Raw genomic sequence first — 20,641 nt, 5'->3', positions numbered from 1 at the left:
GCCCTGGTACGGCGTCCCGCCCGGTGCTTACAGTGGTCGGCCAGCCCTGCGCGCGGATCCGGCGGGGCGAGTCCCACCCCCCGTGGTCGACCGTCCTCCTCGTCCCCGCCCGGCACGCGTCCGGGCCCCGGCCGCGGCTCCGCGCACCGGAGCGGCTCCGAAGGGCGACGGGTGCGACGACGACCCGCGCGACAGACACCATCCGTGACACCGCTCGTGCCGTGCGAGGGCCCGTCCGCGGTACGAGCGCGCGTCCAAAGCCGCTGGAGGCCGCTGTGTCCCGACCGTGCATCGCCCTGATCGCCGACCCCACCTCGCCCGAGGGCTGCCGTGAGTATCTCGCCGACGCCGTGGAACTGCTCACCGGCGCCCCGCCCGTCCGGGTCGACTCCCGGCACTTCGCGACCGGCGGAACCGGCCGCGGCGTCCGTGACGGAGGCCGGTTACGGCTCCGGGTTCCCGAGGAGCGGCTGGACTTCGTACCCGATGTCGTCCTGCTCTACGAGATCCCGCCGCACCACCGGCAGGCCCTCGCCGGCTTCCAGGAGCTCCTGGAGAGCCACGGCGTGGTGACCCTGGCCGCCGGACCCGACGCCTGGCGGACCGCGACCGAGAAGAACCTCACCGTCGAACGCTTCGTCCGGGACGGTGTCGCCCAGATGGAGACCGCCGTACTGTCGCGGCCCTCCCCGCGGGAGGCGGCCGACGCGTTCGACCGGCTCGGCCGCGACACCTGGGCCCGGCCGGTCGTCGGCACCGGCGGCAACGACACCTTCCATGTCACCACCCCCGCACAACTGGAGCTGGCCGCCGCCTACTACGCCGAGCGCGGCACCGACTGGCTGCTCTCCCGGGACGCGGGCAACTTCACCGCCGACGGCCGGCGCCACCAGTTCCGTGTCTTCGTCCTGGGCGACCGTGTCGTGCACGCCCGCGAGCACCTCCAGCCGGAGACGGACACCCCGTGCAACACCTGCCAGGGCGCCACCGCCGTCCACATCGCCCCGCAGGACCTCCAGCCCCGGCTCGCCGAACTCGCCGTCGCGGCCACCGCCTCGGTCGGGCTCCCCTTCGCCGGGGTCGACCTGGCCGTGGAGAACGGCGGGGTCGTCTTCGAGGTCAACGTCCAGCCCGCGTTCGTCGACGGCGAGCTGGAACTCAAGGCGGTGGCCGTGCCGTACGTCCAGGCGCACCTGGACGCCCTCGCGCTCGCCTGCGGCGGTCCGACCCGGGGACTCACAGCCTCAGCGTGAACCAGGTCGTCTTGCCCTCGTCCGTCGGCCGCACCCCCCAGCCGTGGGCGAGGGCACGGACCAGGATCAGGCCGCGGCCCGACTCCGCCCCCTCGACCGCCACCCGCGGCTGGGGGAGCTGCGGGCTGGGGTCGCTGACCTCGACCGTGAGGCCGGAGGCGGTGCGGTGCAGATGCAGGCCGATCGGGCCCTCGGAGTGCTGCACGGCGTTCGTCAGCGTCTCCGACAGCAGCAGGAGCGCGTCGTCGGCCCGTTCCGTACAGTTCCACGAGGTCAGCGCCTTGTGGAGAAAGGCCCGACCTTCCGGCACGGAGGCCGGGACGGCCGGGAACTGGGTGGTGACGGCGGCCAGCGGCGCGGCGGGCAGCTGCGCGATCAGCAGGGTCACGTCGTCGTTGTGGCCGTCGGCGTCCGGCAGCAGAACGGCGAGGACCTGGTCCGCCGCAGCCTCCAGACACGGCGTTCCGACGAACAACTTGTTGAGGAGCAGGGTCAGTTCGCCGATCCGTACCTCGATGTCGCTGCCCGGCGTCTCGATCAGGCCGTCCGTGTAGAGCACCAGCGAGGATCCGGGTGCTATCTCCGAACTGGACTGCTCGTACAGGATGTCGCCCACCCCGAGCGGAGCGTTGACCGGGCAGGGCAGGGCGTGGACGCCCTCGTCCAGCCCGGCGACCAGCACCGGCAGATGTCCCGCCGAACACACCGTGACCGTGCCCGCGTCCGGGGCGATCACCAGATAGCAGCAGGTGACGAGCTGGTCGGGCACGTCGAGGTCGGCGACGCAGGTGTCCAGCGCCTGCATCAGCTGCCGGGGCTGCATACCGGTCTTGGCCAGGGCGTGCGCGGCCGAGCGCAACTGGCCCATCACGGCGGCCGCTTCCAGCCCGCGGCCCATCACATCGCCTATCAGCACCCCCACCCGGTCGGCGCCCAGCGGGATCAGGTCGAACCAGTCGCCCCCCACGCCGGCGCCCTGGGTGGCGGGCCGGTAGCGGCTCGCGGTCGCCAGCCCGGGCAGGGCGGGCGGCGTGCCCATCAGACTGCGCTGGAGCGTCAGGGCGATGTGCCGCTGCTGTTCGTACAGGGCCTTGAGCTCGGCCTCGGCGCGCTTGCGGTCGCTGATGTCCCGCACGATCGCGCACGCCCCGATCACGGCGCCGTGGGTGTCCCGGGTCGGCCACAGCGTGACGTCCACGTCGCGCAGCGCCCCGGTGCTGGTCATCCGCAGCGTCTCGTAGTGCTCGACCTTCTCGGCGTGCCGCAGCCGCTGGAGCAGCTCGCGGATCTCGCCCCGCAGCTCCGGCGGGGCCAGCAGCGAGACGTGCCGGCCGATGGCCTTCTCGGCCGTGTAGCCGTACAGACGCTGTGCGGCCGCGTTCCAGTAGGTGATGTACCCGTCGAGGGTGTGGGCGAGGATCGCGTCCTGCGAGGACTCCACGAGCGCGGCGAGCTCGTTGATGCGCGCCTCGGCCGCCTTGCGGTCGCTGACGTCGCGTACGGCCGCCGACACCAGGAGCCCGTCCGCAGTCTCGAGCGGACTCAGGCTGATCTCGACGGGGAACTCCGTGCCGTCCTTGCGCAGCCCGTGCAGTTCGAGCCCGGCGCCCATCGGACGCACCTGGCGGTTGGCGGTGTACCCGCTGCGGTGCGCGGTGTGCTGGCCGTGGAACCGGTGCGGGATGAGCAGTTCGACCGGCTGGCCGAGCAGTTCCTCCCGGCCGTGCCCGAACAGGGCCTCGGTCTGGGCGTTGACGAGCCTGATGATGCCGGAGTCGTCGACGATGACCATGGCGTCCGGTGCCGCCTCCAGCAGCCCCCGGAACCTCTCCTCGGCCCCGCCGACCGCGCCCTCCGACGCGGGCGCACCGCAGGCGCACCGTTTCTGCGGGGCCTTCTGTTTCACGCTCCGTTTCGCGGCGCCCGCTCCCGCGCCCGCCCCCGTGTCCGCGCGCCGCGCTGGTTCAGCCCGCATCACATCGGCCATCTTCCACCTCATCCCGCACGACGAATCAGGCCATCTCACCGCGTCCGGCCCGCCCGCGCTGCGCATTGTCGCTTACTGTCCGCCACCTGTCCGAACCTGAACGCGACCAAACCGATCAGTATTCGAGAAGCGCCGGTCATCGGGTCCCGGCTAGCGTGGCGTCGGTCAGATCGAGCCAGGCCGCGCCCGAGCCCGCGAAGGCGGTCGCGAGCAGTGGATGCAGTAGATGGAGAGACGATGAGCATGGCCAGGAAGACGGACGCGCCGCCCGCGGGGCACGTCGCCGACAGCCACGGTCTGATCCGCGTGCACGGCGCCAGCGAGAACAATCTCAAGGACGTCAGTATCGAGATCCCGAAGCGCCGGCTGACGGTGTTCACCGGAGTCTCCGGCTCGGGCAAGAGCTCCCTGGTGTTCGACACGATCGCCGCGGAGTCGCAGCGGCTGATCAACGAGACCTACAGCGCGTTCGTCCAGGGCTTCATGCCGACGCTGGCCCGCCCCGAGGTCGACGTGCTCGAAGGGCTGACGACCGCGATCATCGTCGACCAGCAGCGGATGGGGTCCGACCCCCGCTCCACCGTCGGCACCGCGACCGACGCCAACGCGATGCTGCGCATCCTGTTCAGCAGGCTCGGGCGGCCGCACATCGGGCCGCCCACCGCGTACTCCTTCAACACCGCCTCGGTCCGGGCGAGCGGCGGGATCACCGTCGAGCGCGGCACCAAGAAGACGGTGAAGGCGACCTACTCCCGTACCGGCGGCATGTGTGTTCGCTGCGAGGGCCGGGGCACGGTCTCCGACATCGACCTCACCCAGCTCTACGACGACAGCAAGTCGCTCAACGAGGGCGCGCTCACCATCCCGGGCTACAGCATGGACGGCTGGTACGGCCGTATCTTCGGCGGCTGCGGATTCTTCGACCCGGACAAGCCGATCCGCAGGTTCACCAAGAGGGAACTGCACGACCTCCTGTACAAGGAGCCGACGAAGATCAAGGTCGACGGCATCAACCTGACCTACGAGGGGCTGATCCCGAAGATCCAGAAGTCGATGCTCGCCAAGGACATCGACGCGCTCCAGCCGCACATCCGGGCGTTCGTGGAGCGGGCGATGACGTTCACCGTCTGTCCCGAGTGCGACGGCACCCGGCTCAGCGAGGGCGCCCGGTCCTCGAAGATCGACAAGGTCAGCATCGCCGACGCCTGCGCGATGCAGATCAGCGACCTGGCGGCATGGGTGCGCGGCCTCGACGAGCCGTCGGTGGCGCCGCTGCTCACCGCGCTCCGGCACACCCTCGAGTCGTTCGTGGAGATCGGTCTCGGCTACCTCTCGCTGGACCGGCCCTCGGGCACGCTGTCCGGCGGCGAGGCGCAGCGCGTCAAGATGATCCGGCACCTCGGCTCCTCGCTCACCGATGTCACCTACGTCTTCGACGAGCCCACCACGGGCCTGCACCCGCACGACATCAGCCGGATGAACGACCTGCTGCTGCGGCTGCGGGACAAGGGCAACACGGTGCTCGTAGTGGAGCACAAGCCGCAGACCATCGCGATCGCCGACCACGTGGTCGATCTCGGCCCCGGGGCCGGCACGGCGGGCGGCACCGTCTGTTTCGAGGGCACCGTCGAGGGACTGCGGTCCGGCGACACCATCACCGGCCGCCATCTCGACGACCGGGCCGCCGTCAAGGAGAGCGTGCGCAAGCCCGCCGGTACGCTGGAGATCCGCGGCGCGACGGCGCACAACCTGCGCGATGTCGATGTGGACATCCCGCTCGGGGTGCTCTGTGTGGTCACCGGTGTGGCGGGCTCCGGGAAGAGCTCACTCGTGCACGGGTCGATCCCGGCCGGCGAGGGTGTGGTGTCGGTCGACCAGGGCGCGATCCGCGGTTCCCGACGCAGCAACCCGGCGACGTACACCGGCCTGCTCGACCCGATCCGCAAGGCGTTCGCGAAGGTCAACGGCGTGAAGCCGGCGCTGTTCAGCGCCAACTCCGAGGGCGCCTGCCCCACCTGCAACGGCGCGGGCGTCGTGTTCACCGATCTGGCGATGATGGCGAGCGTGGCCACCACCTGCGAGGAGTGCGAGGGGAAGCGGTACCAGGCCGCGGTCCTCGAGTACCACCTCGGCGGCCGCGACATCAGCGAGGTGCTCGCGATGCCGGTGAGCGAGGCCGAGGAGTTCTTCGGCTCCGGTGAGGCGAGCACGCCCGCCGCGCACCGCATCCTGGGCCGGCTCGCCGACGTCGGGCTCGGCTACCTCAGCCTCGGCCAGCCGCTCACCACCCTGTCCGGCGGCGAGCGGCAGCGGCTGAAGCTGGCCACCCACATGGGCGAGAAGGGCGGTGTCTACGTGCTCGACGAGCCGACCACCGGCCTGCACCTCGCCGACGTCGAGCAGTTGCTCGGCCTGCTCGACCGGCTCGTGGACGCCGGCAAGTCGGTCATCGTCGTCGAGCACCACCCGGCGGTGATGGCGCACGCCGACTGGATCATCGACCTCGGTCCCGGCGCGGGTCACGACGGCGGCCGGATCGTCTTCGAGGGCACCCCCGCCGGCGTGATCGTCGGCTCGCCCGGCTTTCTCTCGCCGGAGCAGGCTCGGGCGCGCGGCGGGGAGATCGGCCCGCCCCGCTCGACTCCTCCCGTGTGGTCCCGGGTGGCCTGCCGCCGACCGGCTCCGGTCGTCCTCCGGCTCACCCCGCCGGTCCGGGTCGCGCTCCGGGTCAGTGGGATCCGAGACCGCCCCCGCCGAAGGAGCCACTGCTGCCGCGGCTCCAGCGCGGCCGTGTCTTCTCCCCGCTCGGCCGGGTCTGCATGTTGGTCAGCTCGTACGGCGTGAGGGGACGGCCGCCCTTCTCCGTCCGGGGCACCTCGTCGGGTTCCCGGTTCTCGCGTATCTCGCGCACCGCGCCGCCCGGCGGGAGGTGCGGCTGTTCCTCGGGGCGCGGCCGGGCCGGCTCGCGCGACTTCACCCGCGTGCCGAGCCAGAAGCTGCCCCCCAGCACGGCGAGAAGGGCCATCGCGACCACGAACAGCACGAGGCTGGCCAGGCCGCTCGCGGCGGCCAGCTGAACGCTTGCGGTAGTCATATCAGGCGAATACCCAACAAAAGGGGCATGAATCCGTCATCGAGGCACGAACCCGCCCGCTCCCGGTCCGCGGTCCCGCGTCGGCGGCATCCCGCGCACGGCGATCGGCGCCGCGCTCCGCCCCGGTTCACGGGTTTCGTGCCGCCGCACCCGGCTACCCGTCAGGGGTGACTCCGACGACATCCCAGACGTACCAGACATCGCAACAGGAGCTCTTCCGGTTCCTGGAGGACCGCTTCGCCTGCGCCCAGGCGTGCACCGAGTGTGCGCGGGAGAGTGCGCTGCGCGCGAGCCTCGTGGATCCGGACGGGACCGACGATCAGGCGCTGCTGCGCCGCAAGGGCATCATGTGCGCGGAGGTGTGCGACGCGACCTGTCGCGTGCTGTCCGAGGACAACCGCCTGGACGAGGCCGGCATCCGCGCCCAGCTGGAGTGGTGCCGGACCGTGTGCCTGGAGACCGCCCACGTCTTCGACAAGCACCCGGGGGCGGAGGAGGGTGCCGCCGCCTGCCGGGCCTGTGCCGAGGCCTGCACGGAATTCATGGGGACGCTGGCCTGAGGTCCGGCGCCCGGCGACCGGGACCCGAAGGAAGCCGGTCCCTGCCATTCCCAATTTCTGAAACACGTTCTACCGTGTGCGCCGTCAGGACCGGCCTTGGGGAGCCAGGAGGCGCCGTGCACCTCGACCACACGCCCGAGCAACTGCGGCTGCGCACCGAACTGCGTGCCTACTTCGCCGAGTTGGTGCCGCACAACGCCTACGCCCGGCACATCGACCCGGTCGCCGCGAAGCTCTTCTACCGCAAGACGATCCGTCGGCTCGGCGCGGACGGCTGGCTCGGCGTCGGCTGGCCCGAGGAGTACGGCGGCCGCGGCCTCACCCCGATCGAACAGTTCGTCTTCTTCGACGAGGCCGCCCAGGCCGGCGTGCCGCTGCCGCTGATGGCGCTGAACACCGTCGGACCGACGATCATGCGGTACGGCACCGACGAGCAGAAGGCGTACTTCCTGCCGAAGATCCTCGCCGGTGAGATCGACTTCGCGATCGGCTACAGCGAACCCGACGCGGGCACCGACCTCGCCGCGCTCAGGACGCGCGCGGTGCGCGACGGCGACACGTACGTCGTCGACGGGCAGAAGATCTGGACGACCAACGGCGACACCGCCGACTGGGTGTGGCTCGCGGTGCGCACCGACCCCGAGGCCCCGCCGCACAAGGGCATCACCATGCTCCTCGTGCCGACCGACGACCCCGGATACTCCTGCACGGTGATCCGCACCCTCGCCTCGCACGACACCACCGCCAGCTACTACGAGAACGTCCGCGTCCCCGTCTCACGGCGCGTCGGCGCCGAGAACCAGGGCTGGCGGCTGATCACCAACCAGCTCAACCACGAGCGGGTGACCCTGGCCGCGCACGGCACGATGGCGATCCGCGCCCTGCACGACGTACAGCGCTGGGCGACCGAGACCAAGCTCGCCGACGGCCGCCGGGTGGTCGACCTGCCCTGGGTGCGGCGCCTGCTCGCCCGGACCCATGTGAGGCTCGACGCGCTGAAGCTGCTCAACTGGCAGATGGTCGGCGCCCTCCAGAACGGCACCCTCACCCCGCAGGACGCCTCCGCCGTCAAGGTCTACGGCTCGGAGGCCCGCCGGGACGCCTACGCCTGGCTGATGGAGGTCGTCGCCGCCCCCGGTGCGCTCCAGGAGGGCTCGGCGGGCGCCGTGCTGCACGGCGAGCTCGAACGCGGCTACCGGTCCGCCGTGATCTTCACCTTCGGCGGCGGCAACAACGAGATCCAGCGGGAGATCATCTCGTGGATCGGCCTGGGAATGCCGCGGGTGCGGCGTTAGCCTGCCGGCCATGAAGGCCGACCCCGGGCTGTTCGGCCCGTCGAGTGTGACCTGGCAGCTGCACGACGACCCGATGATGTGGGTCGCCGGGGTCCGCGCGCTCTACCTCCAGGCACTCCATCCGCGTGCCGTGCGCGGGGTCATCCAGAACTCCGACTTCCGGCGGGACGCCTGGGGCCGGCTGATGCGCACCGCCGACTTCGTCGGGACCACGACGTACGGCACCACCGAGGACGCGGAGAAGGCCGGGGCCCGCGTCCGGAAGATCCATCGCCTGCTGTCCGCGACCGATCCGGACACGGGGGAGCGCTACGGCGTCGACGAACCCGCGCTGCTGCTGTGGGTGCACTGCGCCGAGATCGACTCCTATCTGCACGTGCTGCGCCGCTCCGGCTACCCCCTCTCCGACGCCGCCGCCGACCGCTACCTCGCCGAACAGCGCGTCAGCGCCCGCCTGGTGGGGCTCGACCCCGAGGCGGTGCCCGCCGACCGCACCGACATGGACGCGTACTTCGAGAAGCTGCGCCCCGAACTCGCCGCCGGGGCGGAGGCGCACGAGGTGGACGACTTCCTGCTGCGGCCGCCGGTCCACCCCCTGCTCGTCCCGGCGCGCGCCCTGCTGTGGCGGCGCGTGGCGCACCTGGCGTACGCCTCCCTGCCGCCGTACGCCCACCGGCTGTACGGCAGACGGGCCCCGGAACCCGCCACCGTCACCGGACAGCTGCGTGCCCTGGGCACCCTGCTGCGCTGCGTCCCCGCACGTGTGCGGTGGCAACTCCCGCCCAAACACGTCCTGCGGGCCATGGCGAGGCTCGGCCCCGAAGCTCGCCCGGCCCCGTTCAAAGTCGGGCGATAGGCCGTCATACTGGACCGGCCAGGGGAGGGCCGGAAAGCAACGGGGGCGGCGGCGCACGATGGCGGAGAGCAGGGTGATCCAGGGCCGGTACCGGCTGCTGGACCGGATCGGGCGCGGTGGCATGGGCGAGGTGTGGCGGGCCCGCGACGAATCCCTCGGCCGGCAGGTGGCCGTCAAGTGCCTCAAACCGATCGCCCCGCACCACGACCCGGCTTCCGGGCGCGTCCTGCGGGAACGGTTCCGGCGTGAGGGCCGCGTCGCGGCCGCGCTCCAGCACCGCGGGGTGACGGTCGTCCACGACTTCGGCGACAGCGACGGTGTCCTCTTCCTGGTCATGGAGCTGCTCGACGGCAGCAACCTGTGCCAGCTGCTGGACGACAACGAGCGCAGGCCGCTGCCCGTCGCCGACGTCGTGGAGGTCGCCGACCAGGTCGCCGCGGCCCTCGCCTACACGCACCGGCAGGGCGTGGTGCACCGCGATCTGAAGCCCGCGAACATCGTGCGGCTCGCCGACGGCACGGTGAAGATCTGCGACTTCGGCATCGCCCGCCTCGGCCACGACATCGGCTTCACCTCCCGTCTCACCGGCACCGGCATCGCCATGGGCACCCCCCACTACATGTCTCCGGAGCAGATCGGCGGCGAGGAGGTCGACCGGCGCAGCGACCTCTACTCGCTGGGCTGTGTGCTGTACGAGATCGCCACCGGGGCCCCGCCGTTCGACCTGGACGACCCCTGGGCGATCCTCGTCGGCCACCGCGACACCCCGCCCCGGCCACCGCGCGAACTCCGCCCCGACCTGCCCGACCACCTCGACCGGATCATCCTGGACCTGCTGGCGAAACGGCCCGACCAGCGCCCCCAGGACGCCCGTGAGATCGTCCGGCGCATCGCCGCGGGCCGCACCGCACCGGCGTACATACCGACCCTGGTGACACCCCGGCCCGAGCTGCGGCCGTCCGGACCCGCCGGCCGGGAGCCGCGGCTGCCGTCCTGGACCCAGGGCATGACGACCGGTCACAAGGCCACCGGCGCCGTACTGCGGGTCACGCCGCCGGACGCGGGGGCGGCCCTGACCGGCGAGTGGATACCCCGGCCGGCGCTCGGCGCGGTCCCCGCCCCGCAGGCCCCGGACACGCCGTCCCCGCAGGCGCTCGCCGGCCGGCACAGCGCGGGGCTCAGCCTGGGGCGGCTCGGCCGCTGGGCGGAGGCCGGGGAGGTGCACCGAGCCGTCGCCGCCGAACGCGCGCACCTGCTCGGCGCGGACCACCCCGAGACGCTCGCCAGCCGCTACGAGGTCGCCTTCACCCTGAGCCGCACCGGCCGCGCCGCCGACGCGCTGCGCGAGTACCAGCACGTGGCCGCCGCCCGTACCCGGGTGCTCGGCGCCGAGCACGCCGACACGCTCGCCACCCGGCAGGAGATGGCCTACGTACTCGGCAGGCTGGGCCGTCACTTCGACGCCCACCAGGTGTACGCCTCGGTCCTCGCCGCCCGGGTGCGCACGGCGGGCCCCGACCACCCGGACACCCTGCGCTGCCGTCACAACCTCGCCTTCAACCTCAGCAGGCTCGGCCGGCTGGAGGAGTCCTACCGGATGGCGGGCGAGGTGGCCGTCGCCCGCGCCCGCGTCCTGGGCCCCGCCCACCCGGACACCCTGGTCACCCGCTACGAGGTCGCCTACGCCCTCGGTCAGCTGGGCCGCTGGCCGGAAGCCCTCCAGACCTATCGCGAGGTCGCCGCGGCCCGCGCGCAGGCCCTCGGCCCCGACCACCCCGACACCCTCGCCGCACGCTACGAGACCGGCATCAGCCTGGGCCGCCTGGGCCGCAGCGCGGAGGCGCTCCGGCTCTACCGCGACCTCGTGGACGACCGCACCCGCATCCACGGACCGGCGCACCCCGAGACCCTGCGGGCCCGCCACGGTCTCGGCGTCAACCTCGGCCGGCTGGGCCGCTGGGAGGAGGCTCTCGCCGAGTCCCGGGACGTCTGCGCCATCCGGGAACGGGTGCTCGGCGCGGACCACCCCGACACGCTGGTCAGCCGCCGTGAGGTCGCCGTCGGCCTGGGCTGGCTGGGCCGCTGGAGGGACGCCCTGACCGAGTACCGGCGGGTGGCCGCGGCCCGCGAGCACCTGCTGGGCGCCGACCACCCGGACACCCTCGCCGCCCGCAACGACGAGGCCCACTGCCTGGAACGGCTCGGCCGGGGCCAGGAGGCGGTCGAGCTGTACCGGAGGGTGGCGGTGCTGCAGCAGCAGCGCGCGGCGGGCGGGGCGTAGCCGCTCGGGCCCAGCCCGGCCCGGCGCACAGCCGTCCCGCGCGGATCCGGGCGGGCGACGCCCGCGGGTACCCCACCACCGGCTCCGGGAGCGCGTCCGGCGGCCACGGTCCCGGCGGTCCGGCCGCGCCGGCCGTGACCACCTCTGGCCGGGCCTGATCGGCTCGTGTTACGAAGAACCATGCCTGAACACGAGGGACGCGCGGGACACCAGGATCACCGGGGACACCGCGCCTACGACGCCGTGATCGTCGGCGGCGGCCACAACGGCCTGGTCGCCGCCGCCTATCTGGCCCGGGCCGGCCGGTCCGTGCTGGTGCTGGAACGGCTCGGCCACACCGGCGGCGCCGCCGTCTCCACCCGCCCGTTCACCGGCGTGGACGCCCGGCTGTCCCGCTACTCCTACCTGGTCAGTCTGCTGCCGCGGAAGATCGTGCGGGACCTGGGGCTGGACTTCCGCGTCCAGGGCCGCACCATCTCCTCGTACACCCCCGTGGAGCGCGGCGGCCGGCCCACCGGACTGCTCGTCGGCGGCGGCGCGGAACGCACCCGGGAGGCGTTCGCCCGGCTGACCGGCGGCGAGCGCGAGTACGCCGCCTGGGAGCGCTTCTACGGGATGACCGGACGCCTTGCCCAGCGGGTCTTCCCCACCCTCACCGAACCGCTGCCCACCCGGGACGAACTGCGCCGCCGCGTCGACGACGAGGAGGCCTGGCGCGCCCTGTTCGAGGAGCCCGTCGGCGTCGCCGTCGAGGAGCGCTTCACGGACGACCTGGTGCGGGGTGTGGTCCTGACCGACGCCCTCATCGGGACCTTCGCCGACGCCCACGACCCCTCCCTGAAGCAGAACCGCTGCTTCCTCTACCACGTGATCGGCGGCGGCACCGGCGCCTGGGAGGTGCCCGTGGGCGGGATGGGCGCCCTGACCGACGCCCTCGCCACCGCCGCCCGGAAGGCGGGCGCCGTCCTGGCCACCGGGCACGAGGCCGTACGCGTCGACACGGACGGCCGTACGGCGGAGGTCACCTACCGCACCGCCGACGGCGAGGGCGTCGCCACCGCCCGGCACGTCCTGGTGAACGCCTCCCCGCAGGCGCTCGCCGCCCTCACCGGGGACGCACCGCCCACCCCCGCCGAGGGCGCCCAGCTCAAGGTGAACATGCTGCTGAAGCGTCTGCCCCGGCTGCGGGACGGCTCCGTCGACCCGCGTGAGGCGTTCGCCGGCACCTTCCACATCGCCGAGGGCTACGAGCAGCTCGCCACCGCGCACGCCCAGGCGGCCGCCGGTGAACTGCCCGCCGCCCCGCCCTCGGAGATCTACTGCCACTCCCTGACCGACCCCACCATCCTCGGGCCGGACCTCGTGGCGCGGGGCTACCAGACGCTCACCCTGTTCGGTCTGCACACACCCGCCCGGCTCTTCGAGCGGGACAACGACGCCGTGCGCGAGGAGCTCCTGGGGACGACCCTCGCCCAGCTCGACGCCCACCTCGCGGAACCCCTCGCCGACTGTCTGGCCACCGACGCCGACGGCCGCCCCTGTATCGAGGCGCGGACCCCGTTGGACCTGGAACGCGACCTCGGGCTGCCCGGCGGCAACATCTTCCACCGCGACCTGGCCTGGCCGTACGCCCAGGAGGGCGCGGGCCGCTGGGGCGTGGCGACCCGGCACTCCAACGTGCTGCTGTGCGGCGCGGGCGCGGTGCGCGGGGGAGGGGTCAGCGGGGTGCCGGGACACAACGCGGCGATGGCGGTGCTGGAGGAGCCGGCCGCCGGCTGAGCGGTCCCGGGATCAGGCCCGCATGCCCCCGTCGACCCGCAGGACCGTGCCGGTGACGTAGGACGCCCGGTCGCTCAGCAGCCAGGCCGCGGCCTGGGCGATCTCGTCCGGATCGGCGGCGCGGCCCAGCGGGGTCAGCGCGTTGAGCCGGGCGACGATACCGGGAGTGTCCGCCTCCCAGGCGTCGATCATCTCCGTCAGCGTCGTACCGGGCGCGATGGCGTTGACGCGGATGCCCTCGGGGCCGTAGGTGGCGGCGGCCGACGCGGTGAGGCTGTTCAGCGCCCGCTTCGCCGCGCCGTACACGGGCAGAGCGGGGTTGGCCATCAGGCTGCCGACGCTGGAGGTGTTCACGATGGCGCCGGTCCCCGAGGTGGCGCGGATCGCGGCGATCTGCGCCTTCATCGCGAGCCAGGGGCCCTTGAGGTTGACGGTGAGGACATGGTCGAAGTCGGCCTCCGCGAGCTGGTCCAGGGGGCCGGGCTGCTGGATGGTCGCCGCGTTGTTGAAGGCGACGTCGAGCCTGCCGTACAGCTCCACGGTCCGGTCGACGGCGGCATGGACGCTCGCCGGTTCGGCCACGTCGCAGCGCATGTACTCCGCGGTGCCGCCGGTCGCCCGGATCTCCTCCGTCACGGCCTTGAGCTGGGTCTCCGTGCGGGCCGCGAGGAACACCCTGGCGCCTTCCCGGGCGAACAGCCGGGCCGCGGCGGCGCCGATGCCGCGACCGGCGCCGCTGACGAAGGCGACCTTGTTGGCGAGCAGGCCCGAGGAGGGGAGGAAGGCGGTGCCGGTCTTCGTGTCGTGGGTGTCGCGGGTGTCGTGGGTGTTGTGGGTGTCGTGGGTGTTGTGGGTCATGCCGACGAGCCTGCGTCCGGCCGCGCCGCCCATCCAGGCACAGCCGGTACCTGGCTGGGCGCACGGCGGTCCGCGCACACTGGGGACGTGGACCGACGAGAACTGGCCGACTTCCTGCGCGGCCGACGCGAGCGCGTCACCCCCGCCGACGCGGGGCTGCCCGCCGGGTCGCGGCGGCGCACCCCCGGGCTGCGCCGCGAGGAGGTGGCCCAGCTGGCGTTCATCTCGACCGAGTACTACACCCGGCTGGAACAGGCCCGCGCCCCGCACCCGTCCCGCGAGGTGCTCGCCCAGATCGCCCGCGCCCTGCGGCTGTCGGACGCCGAGCGCGACCACCTCCACCACCTCGCGGGCACACCTCCGGGACCTCCGCCCGGCCCCTCGCGCGAGGTGCGGCAGAGCATCGTCGACCTGCTGCACCGGCTGCCGCAGGCCGCGGCGATCGTCCTGTCGGCGACCTACGAGGTCATCGCCTGGAACGATCTCGCGGCCGCGCTCCTGGAGGACTTCTCCGCCGTACCGCGGCGGGAGCGCAACCTCGTCCGGCGGGCTTTCCTGGAGCCCTGGCGCGGCGGTACGAGGCTGTTCAGCGTGTCCGACGCGGACGAGTTCGCCCGGACCGCGGCCCAGCACCTGCGCGGCGCCGCCGGCCGCTACCCGGGCGACCCCGAACTCACCGCGTTGATCGACGAACTCCTCTCCGGCAGCCAGGAGTTCGCCGAGCTGTGGGCCGCCCACGAGGTGACCGCGCGGCCCACCCTGTGCAAGACCTTCGACCATCCCCTCGTCGGTCTCGTCACCGTGAACTGCGATGTCCTGGACATCGCCGACCGCGACCAGCGGGTGGTCATCTACACGGCCGCCCCGGGCTCGCCGTCCGAGGAGGCGCTGCGGCTGCTCTCGGTCGTGGGCACCCAGCGGATGGACGTACCCGGCTGAGCACCCGGCCGAGGACAGCAAATCTGACGGAGTATCAGAAAGAGGCTTCCGTCGTCGCACCGGCTGCGGCATCCTGCGCCCATGCAGACGGAGCTGAGCAAGCAACTGGGAGTCGAGCACGCCGTCTTCGGCTTCACGCCGTTCCCCGCCGTGGCCGCGGCCATCAGCCGCGCCGGCGGCTTCGGCGTGCTCGGCGCGGTCCGCTACACCGCGCCCGACGACCTCAGACGCGACCTCGACTGGATCGAGGCCCATGTAGACGGCAAGCCGTACGGCCTCGACGTCGTCATGCCCGCGAAGAAGGTCGAGGGCGTCACGGAGGCGGACGTCGAGGCGATGATCCCCGCGGCGCACCGGCAGTTCGTGCAGGACACCCTCGCCAAGTACGGGGTGCCCGAGCTGGCCGAGGGCGAGGCGTCCGGATGGCGGATCACCGGCTGGATGGAGCAGGTCGCCCGCGGCCAGCTCGACGTCGCCTTCGACTACCCGATCCGGCTGCTGGCCAACGCCCTCGGCTCCCCGCCCGCCGACATCGTCGCCCGCGCCCACGACCAGGGCGTGCTCGTCGCCGCCCTCGCCGGCAGCGCCCGGCACGCCCGCAAACACCGGGAGGGCGGCATCGACATCGTCGTCGCCCAGGGCTACGAGGCGGGCGGCCACACCGGCGAGATCGCCTCCATGGTGCTCACCCCCGAGGTCGTCGAGGCCGTCGACCCGCTGCCGGTCCTCGCCGCCGGCGGCATCGGCAGCGGACAGCAGATCGCCGCCGCCCTCGCGCTGGGCGCCCAGGGGGTCTGGCTCGGATCGGTCTGGCTGACCACCGCCGAGGCCGATCTGCACTCGTCCGCCCTCACCCGCAAACTCCTCGCGGCCGGTTCCGGCGACACGGTCCGCTCCCGCGCCCTCACCGGGAAACCCGCCCGCCAGCTGCGTACCGAATGGACCGACGCCTGGGACGCCGCCGACGGGCCCGGCACCCTTCCCATGCCCCTCCAGGGACTGCTCGTCGCCGAGGCCGTCTCGCGCATCCAGAAGTACGAGGTCGACCCCCTGCTCGGCACGCCCGTCGGCCAGATCGTCGGCCGGATGAACGACGTCCGCAGCGTCCAGGCCGTCTTCGACGACCTCACCCGCGGCTTCGAACGGGCCGTGGACCGCGTCAACCGCATCGCCGGAAGGAGCGGCACATGACCAGCACACCCCCCGCGGGCTTCTGGGCCCAGGCGGCCGAGGACCCCGACCGCACGGTCCTGATCGCGCCGGACGGAGAGAAGTGGAGCGCCGGACGCCTGCACGCCGCCGCCAACCGGCTCGTGCACGGACTGCGCGCCGCCGGTCTGGAACGCGGTGACGCCTTCGCCGTCGTCCTGCCCAACTCGGCCGAGTTCTTCACCGCCCATCTCGCCGCCACCCAGGCCGGCTTCTACCTCGTCCCCGTCAACCACCACCTGGTGGGCCCCGAGATCGCCTGGATCGTCTCCGACTCCGGCGCCAAGGTCCTCCTCGCCCACGAGCGGTTCGCCGACCAGGCGCGCCGGGCCGCCGACGAGGCCGGTCTCGCCGCCACCCACCGGTACGCCGTCGGCGCGGTCGAGGGCTTCCGGCCGTACACCGAACTCCTCGACGGACAACCGGAGTCGCCGCCCGCCGACCGCACCCTCGGCTGGGTCATGAACTACACCTCGGGCACGACCGGCCGCCCGCGCGGCATCCGGCGCCCACTGCCCGGCAAGCTGCCCGAAGAGGCCTACCTCGGCGGATTCCTCGGCATCTTCGGCGTCCGGCCGTTCGACGACAACGTCCATCTCGTCTGCTCGCCGCTCTACCACACGGCGGTGCTCCAGTTCGCGGCCGCGTCCCTGCACATCGGCCACCCCCTGGTCGTGATGGACAAGTGGACGCCCGAGGAGATGCTCCGGCTCATCGACACCCACCGGTGCACCCACACCCACATGGTCCCGACCCAGTTCCACCGTCTGCTGGCCCTCCCGGCGGACGTCCGGGCGCGCTACGACGTGTCGTCCATGCGGCACGCCATCCACGGCGCCGCGCCCTGCCCCGACCATGTGAAACGGGCGATGATCGACTGGTGGGGCACCTGTGTGGAGGAGTACTACGCGGCCAGCGAGGGCGGCGGGGCCTTCGCCACGGCCGAGGACTGGCTGAAGAAGCCCGGCACGGTCGGCAGGGCCTGGCCCATCAGCGAACTGGCGGTCTTCGACGACGACGGCGAGCGCCTGCCGCCCGGCGAACTCGGCACGGTCTACATGAAGATGGCGACCGGCGGCTTCGCCTACCACAAGGACGCCGACAAGACGCGGAAGAACCGCATCGGCGACTTCTTCACCGTCGGTGACCTCGGCGTGCTCGACGAGGAGGGCTACCTCTTCCTCCGCGACCGCAAGATCGACCTGATCATCTCGGGCGGCGTCAACATCTACCCCGCCGAGATCGAGTCCGCGCTGCTCGCCCACCCCGCCGTCGCCGACGCCGCAGCCTTCGGCATCCCGCACGACGACTGGGGCGAGCAGGTGAAGGCCGTGGTCGAACCGGCCCCCGGCCACAACCCCGGACCCGACCTCGCCGCCGCCCTCCTCGGCCACTGCGCCGAACGGCTGGCCGGCTACAAGCGCCCCAGGAGCATCGACTTCATCACCGAGATGCCCCGCGACCCGAACGGCAAGCTCTACAAGCGGCGGCTGCGGGAGCCGTACTGGGAGGGACGGACCCGGCCCGTCTGAGCGGGCCCCGGGAGACACCTGGGGCGCCCCTCCGCCCGGGAGGGGCGCCGGCCCGTGGGACCGGCAGGCATCCCGCGCGGCCGGCGACTTGACCCGCCCCGGCCGCCGCCCGAGGATCATGAGTCATGACGCCCGGACATGGCAGCACGGTCGACGGGGTGCTGCGGCGCAGCGCCCGCCGCACCCCGGCACGCGTCGCGGTGGAGTACCGCGACCGCACCTGGACCTACGAGGAACTCGACGAGGCGGTCTCGCGGGCGGCGAGCGTCCTGCTCGGCGAGGGCCTCGCCGCCGGCGACCGGGTCGGCGCCTACGGCCACAACTCCGACGCCTACCTCATCGCCTTCCTCGCCTGCGCCCGCGCGGGCCTGGTGCACGTCCCCGTCAACCAGAACCTGACCGGTGAGGACCTGGCGTACATCGTCCGCCAGTCGGGCAGCGCGCTGGTCCTCACCGACCCGGACCTCGCCGGCCGGCTCCCGGCCGGCACCCGGACGCTGGCGCTGCGCGACGCGGACGACTCGCTCCTCGCCCGGCTGCCCGCGACTCCCGCGTACGACGGTCCCGAGCCGCGCTCCGAGGACCTGGTGCAGCTGCTCTACACCTCGGGCACCACGGCCCTGCCCAAGGGCGCGATGATGACCCACCGCGCCCTGGTGCACGAGTACCTGAGCGCGATCACCGCCCTCGACCTGAGCGCCGGCGACCGCCCCGCGCACTCCCTGCCGCTGTACCACTCGGCGCAGCTGCACGTGTTCCTGCTGCCCTACCTCGCGGTCGGCGCGACGAACATCGTGCTGGACGCGCCCGACGGAGACCGTCTCTTCGACCTGATCGAGGCGGACCGGGTCGACAGCCTCTTCGCCCCGCCGACCGTGTGGATCGGCCTGGCCAACCGCCCCGACTTCGCCACCCGTGACCTGAGCGGGCTGCGCAAGGCGTACTACGGGGCGTCGATCATGCCGGTGCCCGTGCTGGAGCGGCTGCGGGAACGCCTCCCGAAGCTGGGTTTCTACAACTGCTTCGGGCAGAGCGAGATCGGTCCGCTCGCCACCGTCCTCGCCCCCGACGAGCACAAGGGCCGGCTGGACTCCTGCGGGCGCCAGGTCCTGTTCGTGGACGCCCGGGTGGTCGACGAGAACGGCGAGGACGTGCCCGACGGCACGGCCGGCGAGATCGTCTACCGGTCCCCGCAGTTGTGCGAGGGCTACTGGGACAAGCCCGAGGAGACCGCCGCCGCCTTCCGCGACGGCTGGTTCCACTCCGGCGACCTCGCGGTGCGCGACGCCCACGGCTACTTCACGATCGTCGACCGGGTGAAGGACGTCATCAACTCCGGTGGGGTGCTGGTCGCTTCCCGCCAGGTCGAGGACGCGCTGTACACCCACGAGGCCGTCGCCGAGGCCGCCGTGATCGGATTGCCCGACGAGAAGTGGATCGAGGTGATCACGGCCGTCGTCGTCCCGCGCGGCGAGGTCACCGAGGAGGAACTCGTCGCCCACGCCCGCGAGCACCTCCCTCACTTCAAGGCCCCGAAGCGGGTGCTGTTCGTGGACGAGCTGCCGCGCAACGCCAGTGGCAAGATCCTCAAGCGGGAGCTGCGCGAGAGGTTCGCGTCATGATTCCCGCAGATCCACGATCCGCCTGATCTTGCCCACCGACCGCTCCAGCGTCTTCGGATCGACGATCTCGACGGCGACCGACACACCGATCCCGTCCTTCACGGCCGCCGCGACGGCGCGCGCGGCCGTGTCGCGCTCCTCGGGGGTCGCGTCGGGGCGTGCCTCCGCGCGGACCGTGAGGGCGTCGAGGCGCCCCTCGCGGGTCAGGCGGAGCTGGAAGTGGGGCGCCACGCCCGGCGTGCGCAGCACGATCTCCTCGATCTGGGTGGGGAAGAGGTTCACCCCGCGCAGGATGACCATGTCGTCGCTGCGGCCGGTCACCTTGCGCATCCGCCGGAAGACCCGGGCCGTGCCCGGCAGCAGCCGGGTCAGGTCACGGGTGCGGTAGCGGACGACCGGCATGGCCTCCTTGGTGAGGGAGGTGAAGACCAGCTCGCCCTCCTCGCCCTCCGGGAGCACCTCGCCGGTGATCGGGTCGACGACCTCGGGATAGAAGTGGTCCTCCCAGATGTGCAGGCCGTCCTTCGTCTCCACGCACTCCTGCGCGACCCCGGGACCGATCACCTCCGACAGTCCGTATATGTCGACGGCGTCGATCGCGAACCGGTCCTCGATCTCCTGGCGCATCCGTTCCGTCCACGGTTCGGCGCCGAACACCCCCACCCGCAGCGAGGTGGAGCGCGGGTCGACGCCCTGGCGCTCGAACTCGTCGAGCAGCGTGAGCATGTAGGAGGGGGTCACCATGATGATCCGGGGCTCGAGGTCCAGGATCAGCTGCACCTGACGGGACGTCATGCCGCCGGACGCGGGGATCACCGTACAACCGAGGCGTTCGGCGCCGTAGTGGGCGCCGAGGCCGCCGGTGAACAGGCCGTAGCCGTAGGCCACATGGACCGTGTCGCCGGGCCGGCCGCCCGCGGCGCGGATCGAACGGGCCACCATGTCGGCCCACATGGCGAGGTCGGCGTCCGTGTAGCCGACGATCGTGGGGCGCCCGGTGGTGCCGCTGGAGGCGTGGATGCGGCGGATGCGGTCCCGGGGCACGGCGAACATGCCGTACGGGTAGTTCGCCCGCAGGTCGGCCTTGGTGGTGAACGGGAAGCGGGACAGGTCGCCGAGGGCGCGGCAGTCGTCGGGGTGGACGCCCGCCTTGTCGAAGGACTCGCGGTAGAAGGGCACGTGGGCGTACGCGCGGCGCAGCGAGGCCCGCAGCCGCTCCAGTTGCAGGGCGCGCAGGGCGCCCTCGTCGAGGCGCTCGCCCTCGTCCGGCAGATTCCTCGCATCCGTCATGGGACTCTCTCCCTCGTCACCCCGGTCACCCGCGTCGGACCACACCGACCCGGCCACCGAACCATGCCAATACGGACGACCGATCA

General features: G+C 72.7%; 15 protein-coding genes. 11 read left to right on the top strand and 4 right to left on the bottom strand.

Annotated features, from left to right (window positions below; all coding sequences use genetic code 11):
- The first annotated feature begins 275 nt into the window (after positions 1-275).
- The gene (locus ASD48_RS31560; protein WP_057605221.1) at positions 276-1,253 is read left to right on the top strand and encodes an alpha-L-glutamate ligase; all 978 of its coding nucleotides are present in this window, start codon (positions 276-278) and stop codon (positions 1,251-1,253) included.
- Here the strand turns inward: ASD48_RS31560 and ASD48_RS43830 are convergent.
- The gene (locus ASD48_RS43830) at positions 1,237-3,159 is read right to left on the bottom strand and encodes a PAS domain S-box protein (RefSeq protein WP_242432795.1); all 1,923 of its coding nucleotides are present in this window, start codon (positions 3,157-3,159) and stop codon (positions 1,237-1,239) included. The genes ASD48_RS31560 and ASD48_RS43830 overlap by 17 nt on opposite strands.
- Positions 3,160-3,477: 318 nt before the next feature.
- On the opposite strand from ASD48_RS43830, the gene ASD48_RS31545 reads away from it, so the two are divergent.
- Positions 3,478-6,084, top strand: a complete 2,607-nt coding sequence (locus ASD48_RS31545) for an excinuclease ABC subunit UvrA (RefSeq protein WP_242432794.1) — start codon at positions 3,478-3,480, stop codon at positions 6,082-6,084.
- Here ASD48_RS31545 and ASD48_RS31540 read toward each other — a convergent pair.
- Complete coding sequence (locus ASD48_RS31540; protein WP_057605220.1) at positions 5,969-6,334, bottom strand: DUF6479 family protein; 366 nt, start codon at positions 6,332-6,334, stop codon at positions 5,969-5,971. The two genes, ASD48_RS31545 and ASD48_RS31540, sit on opposite strands and share 116 nt — an antisense overlap.
- Positions 6,335-6,501: 167 nt before the next feature.
- Here ASD48_RS31540 and ASD48_RS31535 point away from each other — a divergent pair, with 167 nt between their 5' ends.
- The 5 genes from ASD48_RS31535 (at position 6,502) to ASD48_RS31515 (ending at position 13,105) form a co-directional block, all read left to right on the top strand.
- Positions 6,502-6,894, top strand: a complete 393-nt coding sequence (locus ASD48_RS31535; protein WP_057605219.1) for a hypothetical protein — start codon at positions 6,502-6,504, stop codon at positions 6,892-6,894.
- A 116-nt stretch (positions 6,895-7,010) separates the two neighbouring features.
- Positions 7,011-8,189: an acyl-CoA dehydrogenase family protein gene (locus ASD48_RS31530; protein WP_057605218.1), complete on the top strand. Its 1,179-nt coding sequence runs from the start codon at positions 7,011-7,013 to the stop codon at positions 8,187-8,189.
- A gap of 10 nt (positions 8,190-8,199) precedes the next feature.
- A complete protein-coding gene (locus tag ASD48_RS31525) occupies positions 8,200-9,045 on the top strand; it encodes an oxygenase MpaB family protein (RefSeq protein ID WP_057605217.1) in 846 nt (281 codons plus the stop codon).
- Positions 9,046-9,103: 58 nt separating this feature from the next.
- Complete coding sequence (locus ASD48_RS31520) at positions 9,104-11,326, top strand: tetratricopeptide repeat protein (protein WP_057605216.1); 2,223 nt, start codon at positions 9,104-9,106, stop codon at positions 11,324-11,326.
- Positions 11,327-11,506: 180 nt separating this feature from the next.
- A complete protein-coding gene (locus ASD48_RS31515; protein ID WP_057605215.1) occupies positions 11,507-13,105 on the top strand; it encodes an NAD(P)/FAD-dependent oxidoreductase in 1,599 nt (532 codons plus the stop codon).
- Between the two features lie 12 nt (positions 13,106-13,117).
- Here ASD48_RS31515 and ASD48_RS31510 read toward each other — a convergent pair whose 3' ends face one another.
- A complete protein-coding gene (locus tag ASD48_RS31510) occupies positions 13,118-13,996 on the bottom strand; it encodes an SDR family oxidoreductase (RefSeq protein ID WP_079074094.1) in 879 nt (292 codons plus the stop codon).
- A gap of 54 nt (positions 13,997-14,050) precedes the next feature.
- Between ASD48_RS31510 and ASD48_RS31505 the strand changes: the two genes are divergently transcribed.
- The 4 genes from ASD48_RS31505 to ASD48_RS31490 all read left to right on the top strand — a co-directional run bounded on the left by ASD48_RS31505 (position 14,051) and on the right by ASD48_RS31490 (position 19,265).
- Positions 14,051-14,902, top strand: coding sequence for a helix-turn-helix transcriptional regulator (locus tag ASD48_RS31505; RefSeq protein ID WP_057605214.1), 852 nt, complete (start codon positions 14,051-14,053; stop codon positions 14,900-14,902).
- A gap of 81 nt (positions 14,903-14,983) precedes the next feature.
- On the top strand, positions 14,984-16,093 hold the full coding sequence (locus ASD48_RS31500; RefSeq protein WP_057605213.1) for a nitronate monooxygenase family protein: 1,110 nt from the start codon (positions 14,984-14,986) through the stop codon (positions 16,091-16,093).
- Positions 16,090-17,643 (top strand): acyl-CoA synthetase, encoded by a 1,554-nt coding sequence (locus tag ASD48_RS31495; RefSeq protein WP_057605212.1) that lies wholly within the window; start codon positions 16,090-16,092, stop codon positions 17,641-17,643. The genes ASD48_RS31500 and ASD48_RS31495 overlap by 4 nt, the downstream gene beginning before the upstream one ends.
- Positions 17,644-17,768: 125 nt before the next feature.
- Positions 17,769-19,265: an acyl-CoA synthetase gene (locus tag ASD48_RS31490; RefSeq protein ID WP_057605211.1), complete on the top strand. Its 1,497-nt coding sequence runs from the start codon at positions 17,769-17,771 to the stop codon at positions 19,263-19,265.
- Here ASD48_RS31490 and paaK read toward each other — a convergent pair.
- Entirely contained in the window at positions 19,260-20,555 is a 1,296-nt protein-coding gene (gene paaK, locus ASD48_RS31485; RefSeq protein WP_057605210.1) for a phenylacetate--CoA ligase PaaK, read from the bottom strand. The two genes, ASD48_RS31490 and paaK, sit on opposite strands and share 6 nt — an antisense overlap.
- Positions 20,556-20,641: the final 86 nt, after the last annotated feature.

This window comes from Streptomyces sp. Root1310, from assembly GCF_001426425.1.
Taxonomy (GTDB): Bacteria; Actinomycetota; Actinomycetes; order Streptomycetales; family Streptomycetaceae; genus Streptomyces.
This window is presented reverse-complemented; position numbering and strand designations above follow the sequence as displayed.